The sequence below is a fragment of the Serratia sp. TMDUHS_CL genome, assembly GCF_037137105.1.
Taxonomy (GTDB): Bacteria; Pseudomonadota; Gammaproteobacteria; order Enterobacterales; family Enterobacteriaceae; genus Serratia; species Serratia nevei.
In genome coordinates this window covers 784,138-790,424 of record NZ_JBBBDV010000001.1, presented here as the reverse complement: position 1 = coordinate 790,424, position 6,287 = coordinate 784,138, and the positions used below count along the sequence as shown (strand labels likewise).

8 protein-coding genes are annotated in these 6,287 nt (G+C 57.0%); 6 read left to right on the top strand and 2 right to left on the bottom strand.

The features are described 5' to 3' along the window. A partial coding sequence (locus tag WCL58_RS03765; RefSeq protein ID WP_336850541.1) for an RHS repeat-associated core domain-containing protein occupies window positions 1-764 on the top strand: 764 nt, incomplete at its 5' end. After that, window positions 764-1,234: an Imm26 family immunity protein gene (locus WCL58_RS03760; protein WP_228011804.1), complete on the top strand. Its 471-nt coding sequence runs from the start codon at window positions 764-766 to the stop codon at window positions 1,232-1,234. The genes WCL58_RS03765 and WCL58_RS03760, both read left to right, overlap by 1 nt. Window positions 1,235-1,589: 355 nt before the next feature. Here WCL58_RS03760 and WCL58_RS03755 read toward each other — a convergent pair whose 3' ends face one another. Both WCL58_RS03755 and WCL58_RS03750 read right to left on the bottom strand, forming a co-directional pair. Then, a complete protein-coding gene (locus WCL58_RS03755) occupies window positions 1,590-2,486 on the bottom strand; it encodes a PhzF family phenazine biosynthesis protein (RefSeq protein ID WP_141959171.1) in 897 nt (298 codons plus the stop codon). Between the two features lie 54 nt (window positions 2,487-2,540). Further along, window positions 2,541-3,458, bottom strand: a complete 918-nt coding sequence (locus WCL58_RS03750) for a DMT family transporter (RefSeq protein ID WP_070915567.1) — start codon at window positions 3,456-3,458, stop codon at window positions 2,541-2,543. 181 nt (window positions 3,459-3,639) lie between these two features. Here WCL58_RS03750 and WCL58_RS03745 point away from each other — a divergent pair, with 181 nt between their 5' ends. The 4 genes from WCL58_RS03745 to WCL58_RS03730 all read left to right on the top strand — a co-directional run bounded on the left by WCL58_RS03745 (window position 3,640) and on the right by WCL58_RS03730 (window position 6,225). Then, window positions 3,640-4,509 (top strand): helix-turn-helix domain-containing protein, encoded by an 870-nt coding sequence (locus WCL58_RS03745; RefSeq protein WP_089185950.1) that lies wholly within the window; start codon window positions 3,640-3,642, stop codon window positions 4,507-4,509. 17 nt (window positions 4,510-4,526) lie between these two features. Continuing rightward, on the top strand, window positions 4,527-4,961 hold the full coding sequence (locus WCL58_RS03740; RefSeq protein ID WP_084827828.1) for a glyoxalase: 435 nt from the start codon (window positions 4,527-4,529) through the stop codon (window positions 4,959-4,961). 310 nt (window positions 4,962-5,271) lie between these two features. After that, the gene (locus WCL58_RS03735) at window positions 5,272-5,724 is read left to right on the top strand and encodes a MoaF-related domain-containing protein (protein ID WP_204275775.1); all 453 of its coding nucleotides are present in this window, start codon (window positions 5,272-5,274) and stop codon (window positions 5,722-5,724) included. Window positions 5,725-5,733: 9 nt separating this feature from the next. Continuing rightward, a complete protein-coding gene (locus WCL58_RS03730) occupies window positions 5,734-6,225 on the top strand; it encodes a nuclear transport factor 2 family protein (protein ID WP_060419002.1) in 492 nt (163 codons plus the stop codon). Window positions 6,226-6,287 lie beyond the last annotated feature (62 nt).

Here is a 6,287-nt window from a genome sequence, read left to right as displayed (position 1 = left end):
GCCCACTGGCGGCGCTGGAGCAGGCGGGCGACAGCCGCTCGGCAGATATTTACTGGTATCACACCGATCTGAACAGCGCGCCGCTGGAAGTGACCGACGCGGCGGGCAACCTGTGCTGGTCCGGGCAATACGACACCTTCGGCAAGCTGCAGGGCCAGACGGTGGCCGGCGCGGCGAAGCGGCAGGGTGCGCAATACCAGCAGCCGCTGCGCTACGCCGGGCAATATCAGGACGACGAAAGCGGCCTGCACTACAACCTGTTCCGCTACTACGAACCCGAGGTGGGGCGTTTCACCACGCAGGATCCGATAGGGCTGCGCGGCGGGCTGAACCTGTATCAGTATGCGCCGAACCCGCTGATGTGGGTGGATCCGTTTGGTTTAACGGCAATTGATGCTTCTGGTTATCATGTGTATGGGCTATATAATTTAGATGTGAATGGCATGCCAGTCGGTGACCCATACTATGTTGGCATCACCAATGATTTACCTAGACGTTCAGCAGAACATTTAGATACTGGTCGTTTAGGTGGCAATACGGGTATGATTCCTTTAGATGAAAACGTGAAGTATGGTCAAGCCCGTGGTTATGAGCAGTATTATATAGAAAAGTATAAAACCCGCACTGGCGTTATAGGTGAGGAAATATCTTCGACCAATAGAGGGAATAAATATAATTCATTCGATCATGGCCGTACAGATCCTCGCGCAGTAGCATTTAAAGATGCTTATGGGAATAAGAAAAGGTTAGGAGGTAAATGTTGATGAATAAACTAGAGTTTTGGGGTTGGGAAAAGAAACCAAGGACAATGCTCAGATTTATTAAACCGGGTGATGTATTCTGCTTTAAGCTAACAGATGAAAAGTATGGTTTTGGGCGGATTATATCTAAGGTTAGCATTGGTCACTCGGCAGAAATATTTGATGTATTCTCTAAAGAGCCAAAAGTGCCAGATGGTCTGTTCTCAAATCCACAAGTGGGATCACACCCAATAATTTTGGATGCATATAGTCTGTTTGATAAAAAAATCTCTGGTGAGTGGAGAATTATAGGTCATCAGGAAGGGCTGGTTAAAAAATTCGAAAATACCTATTTTGTGTATGGGGCTTTAGGGAATAGAAAGAAAGTAGATATGTATGGGAATAGTGAAAATATTTCTGATAAAGACTCGGAACATTATCCGCCATATATGCCTAGTAATGACATGCACGTGCGAAAATTGCTAGCCATTTAATTTTCAAATGATGATGTCTAATAGATTATTCAATTGAGAGCCATCTAAGTATGAGGGTGGCTCGAATGGGGTGACGGAATATCTGGATGATGTGTCAGCGAAATTCACATCAGTCCATTCTCAGCTGATTTTCGGTGAAATAAATCGTGAAAAGTTAATATTTAGCTCTTTAAAAATTTTTATAAAATCAAATAGTTAAGATTATATGGCAGGCCGCCTGCTGCAACACTGCGAACCCAATCAGGGCAAACCGGGCGCGCGGCTGGTGTACGATCTGGCGGATAACCTGCTGGGCGAGCGCTGCCCGCAGAGCGACATCGACGCGCACCTGCCGCTGGCGCCGAGCGCCGACAAACTAAATACCCAAAGTGCCATTAATCAGGGTGCGGCAGTGCCCGCCGATCCAGGGTTCGCCGTCAATAAAGCGCACGCTCACGCGGCCATCTCGATTCAGTTGGGTGCCCTGGCGCACCAGGTAGCCCTGTGCGGTCTGGCCGCCGTCGGGAAAGCGGTTGGCCTTCAATAAGCGCGCCAGGCAGGCGTTGGCGCTGCCGGTTACCGGATCTTCAATCAAGGCGCCGCATTCCACCATAAACGCGCGCATTTCGTAATCGGCCGGTTCGGCCGTGGTGCAGGCGCCATAGATCACCACGCCATCCACATCGCAAGCCGTTTGCAACCGTTTAATCGTGGCCTGATCCGGCGTTACCGCCAGGCAGGATTGTGCGTCCGGCAGGCGCACCATCAGCCAGCGAATGCCCATCTCGGCAATCACCGGCAGGGGGCCTCCTTCAATCACCGCGGGCCGTAAAGCGGCCATCAGCCGTTCTGTTTCCTCAGCCGCCATTGGGCGAAACTCAACTTCGGGTGCGGCGAACGCCAATATGCCTTCCGGCTGGATATTGACCGCCACCAGGCCGACGCCGCATTCCTGCATCACCGTTCCAGGCCGTTTGGGCGTCAATCCGGCTTCCAGCAGGGCGTGGGCGGTGCCCAGCGTTGGGTGGCCGGCGAAGGGCAGCTCTTTTTCGGTGGTGAAAATGCGCACCTTATAATCCGCCGCCGGGTGCGTCGGTTTAAGTACAAAGGTGGTTTCCGAAAGGTTGGTCCAACGGGCCAATGCCAGCATCTGCGCGCTGCTCAGCCCCTCGGCCTCCAGCACGACCGCCACGGGGTTGCCCTGCAGCGGCGTACGGGTAAACACGTCCACCTGTTTGTAGGTGCGGGGTGTCACATCATCACTTCTGAGCATTTGCCATCATCCGTTATCAACAAAACCTGATGATAACGATATTCGCCAATGGCTTCAAAGGGTTGAGTTTTGTTTTGAGATACCCGTCCGTCGCCATTTCAGCCCCGGCTTGGCGAACATCACCAGGTTGCCCAGCAGGATCAGGCACAGGCCCAGCACGGCGTTGAAGTGCCACTGATAGCCTTCGTAGATCGTTGAGATGGTCAGCGCCACCAGCGGGAACAGCAGGGTGCTGTAGGCCGCCGCGCCGGCGCCGATGCGGCCGAGCAGGCTGAAGTAAGCGGCGAAGGCGATCACCGATCCGAAAATTGCTAGGTACAGCAGGGAGCCGATATAGCGGCTGCTGTATTCCATCTGGAACGAGGCGCCCTGCGCCAAGGCGATCAGCGCCATCAACAGCGCGCCGTAGGTCATGGCGTAGGTGTTGGTGGAAAAGATATCCAGCCCGCGACGCTGATGGCGCGTGCTGATCATGTTGCCCAGCGAGAAGCCGTAGGTGCCGAGCGCGCTCAGGCCGATGCCTTTGAGCAGCTCCGGCGCCATGCGGGTGGCGGCCAGATCTTGCCAAAACAGCGCCACGATGCCGGTCAACCCCAGCAGCGCCGCCGGCAGCAGGTTGGGGCTGGGGCGCTGGCGGAAAAACAGCAGGCTGTTGAGGGCGTTGAACAGTACCGCCATCGAGAAAATCACCGATTCCAGCCCGCTGCTGATGTAGGCCGCCGCGTGGTAGAAGCAGAAGAAGTTGAAGCCGAACACGCAGCAGCCCTGCAGCACGCAGAACAGATGATCGCGCGGAGCGAGGCGGCGCAGGCGGCGCGTTAGCAGCAGCACGGCGAACATCACCGCGGCGGAAATGGCGAAGCGGTAAGCGATCGAGACGGGAATGGCCACCGGCCCTTCCTGTTGCAGGGTGATCGCAATCCAGGTGGTGCCCCAAATCAGCACCACGGCGAGGTACAACAGCGCATTCATTCTATTTGTTACTCCGAAAAAACCGATGGCGCAGTATCCGCTTTGGCGCGCGGCGGCGCTTGCAGCGCTTTGCGCTCAGTTGCATATTCTTGCGCTTTTTTTGCCAAAAGCGCGGGGCGGCGGCTGGTATGCGGCGGCGCCACTCTTTACACTGTCGGCATGTCGAACAACGGGGCCGGCGATGTCCAACTATCAGGCGTTTGAAACACTGCGTGAGCACAAGGCGCGGCTGCACGGCAGCGTGCTGCTGGGCACCGGCGTGGAGCTGGCTGCCTGGTCCAACTGCAACGATCGCGTCACGCAGGAAAGCGCCGACCACCATACCCTGAGCCTGTACGTCGCCGACGGCTATGAGTGCTATCAGCAGGTGCCGGGCGGCTGGCGCAACGGCGGCGGGCCGGATCGGTTCTGCATCATGCCGCGCCAATACGCCTCCACCTGGGATGTGCGCAGTGATCTGTCGTTCGTGCATCTGTATTGCACCGACGGGCATCTGCGGCAGCTGGCGGAGCAGACCTGGGATCGCAGCCCGGCGGCGATCAACGTAGAGCCGCGCAGCTTCGGCGAAGATCCGCAGATCACGCTGCTGTATCGCCAGTTTTTGCTCAACTGCGACTGGCGGGACAGCGCCAACCTGCTGGCGCTCAGCAGCGCGTCTAACCTGCTGATGTCGCATCTGATCCAGCGTTACAGCCAGCTGCAGTGGAAGCTGCCGCAGGCGCGCGGCGGCCTGGCGCCTGCGGTGGCCAGGCGGGTGCGGGAATATATCGAAAACCACCTTGAACGGCCTTTGCTGTTGGCGGATCTGGCGGCGCAGGCCGGGTTGAGCGAATACCATTTCGCCCGCATGTTCAAGCACGCCACCGGGCTGGCGCCGCACCAGTTTGTGATGCGCGCACGGCTGCAACGCGCGGAACGGCTGCTGCGGCACAGCCAACAGCCGATCACCGAGATCGCGCTGGCGTGCGGCTTCAGCTCCGCCAGCCATTTCAGCAACCGCTTCAAGGCGGCCTATGGATTTGCTCCGCTGCAGGTGCGGCTGGGGCGCTAACCGAAAGGGAGTGCAGCATGGATCAACAGTTTGCCGGGCTGGGCGTGTTGTTTGTCGCCGGATTCGGGCCCATCACGCGTGAGAGCGACGAGAGCAAGGCGTTTTATGTCGAGGCGCTGGGGCTGCCGCTCAAGCCGATGCCGGGCAACGAAACCTATCTGCTGTCGGAGCAAGGCGCGCTGGACGGGGTGAAGCATTTCGCCCTGTGGCCGCTGGCGCAGGCGGCGCAGTCCTGCTTTGGCGACGATCGCTGGCCGGCGGATCTCGCGGTGCCGCAGGCGTGGATCGAGTTCGACGTGGCCGACATGGCGGCCGCCACCCAGGGGCTGGTCGATCGCGGTTATCGGCTGTTGGTCGCCAACCGCGAAGAGCCGTGGGGGCAGAGCGTTACCCGTTTGCTCAGCCCGGAAGGGTTGCTGGTCGGTGTCACCTATACGCCCTGGCTGCGGTAAACGCCACGCCGTTCGCCGCCGCCTGCCGGCGGTGAGCGGCTTAAGAACAAATACGCATTAGCTTAAAGCGGTCTGCGCTATAGACCCATCAAATCCCCGAGTGGTTTCCCTTCCTGTAAGCAGAAATTCCGTTCATTGCGTAAAAACCAATGGCCAGAACGCGCTATTGCCATGCCATTTTACGGCGATTTTCCCCCGTCTTTTTTTGCCGCCAGGTGCCTGATGGGAATAGAGATTATTCTTATATTTCCGCCAACCCTTAAGAAATAATAATGATTCTCGTTTTCAACCACGGAAAGGAGAAGGAACGATGAAAACAGTGAAGCGAACGGGCATCGCGCTGGCGATAGCCCTGACTTTCCCCCTGGCATTGCCCGCCGCTACGGCGGCGCAACCCTCCCTGACTAACAGTAAGGCGGCAACGATGACGGAAAAACACGGGCAGTTCATTGCGGTCGGTAAAGTGGTGCAGGTGACCTTCGGCGATTTCGCCTTCAAGCTGGATTTTACCGATGACAAGACCATGACCTTCACCGGCATCGGCGAGGCGTCGCAGGGCATCACCGATACCGTGCAATACACTGCGGTGGAGATTCGGCCGAAGGTCTATATGGTCTATTGGCACGAACCTCAGTCCGGCGACAACGTGACGCATATCGAGGACTTTGAGCGCGGCGAGGTGTACACCAACATCGCCGCCAAGGACGGCAGCTTCACCCATCTGAAAGGGCAGCTGAAAATCGTAGGTCACTCAGGAAAATAAGGAGCAGTTATGAAAAAGGCATTGATCACCTGTGCGATCGTCGGCGGCTTGCTGGCGAGTTACCCGGCGCTGTCAACGGATCAGGCGGCGTCTTACAAATCGACCGGCAAAGGCGGTTATCATCATGCCCAGCAGAAGCTGAAGGTGGTGGAAGATCTGTACGCGGGCTTCTTCAACCGCCACGACATCGGCGTGGCGCAGAGGCTGATTGTGGAAAACTACAAGCAGCATAACCCGTTCGTCGGCGACGGCATCAAGCCGTTCCTGGATTTCTTCAGCCAGACCTTTAAGGACAATCCGCAGTACAGCGCCAAAATATACCGCAGCGCGGTCAACGGCGATCTGGTCTATGTTCACGTCAAATACCAAAATAACCCGCAGGATCGCGGCACCGCCAGCGTGGATATTTATCGGGTGAACGATCAGGGGAAAATCACCGAGCATTGGGACGTCAATCAGGATGTGCCGGAAAAATCGGCCAACGACAATACCATGTTCTGATCCGCAAGGGCCGCTGCGGCGGCCCTCAACACGCCCGCAACACTTTATTTACTTACATAAAT

Excerpts from the sequence above, each read along its gene's own strand:
- WCL58_RS03750 (WP_070915567.1), bottom strand. The coding sequence starts at position 3,458 with ATGAATGCGCTGTTGTACCTCGCCGTGGTGCTGATTTGGGGCACCACC.
- WCL58_RS03745 (WP_089185950.1), top strand. The coding sequence starts at position 3,640 with ATGTCCAACTATCAGGCGTTTGAAACACTGCGTGAGCACAAGGCGCGG.
- WCL58_RS03735 (WP_204275775.1), top strand. The coding sequence starts at position 5,272 with ATGAAAACAGTGAAGCGAACGGGCATCGCGCTGGCGATAGCCCTGACT.
- WCL58_RS03740 (WP_084827828.1), top strand. The coding sequence starts at position 4,527 with ATGGATCAACAGTTTGCCGGGCTGGGCGTGTTGTTTGTCGCCGGATTC.
- WCL58_RS03755 (WP_141959171.1), bottom strand. The coding sequence starts at position 2,486 with ATGCTCAGAAGTGATGATGTGACACCCCGCACCTACAAACAGGTGGAC.
- WCL58_RS03760 (WP_228011804.1), top strand. The coding sequence starts at position 764 with ATGAATAAACTAGAGTTTTGGGGTTGGGAAAAGAAACCAAGGACAATG.
- WCL58_RS03730 (WP_060419002.1), top strand. The coding sequence starts at position 5,734 with ATGAAAAAGGCATTGATCACCTGTGCGATCGTCGGCGGCTTGCTGGCG.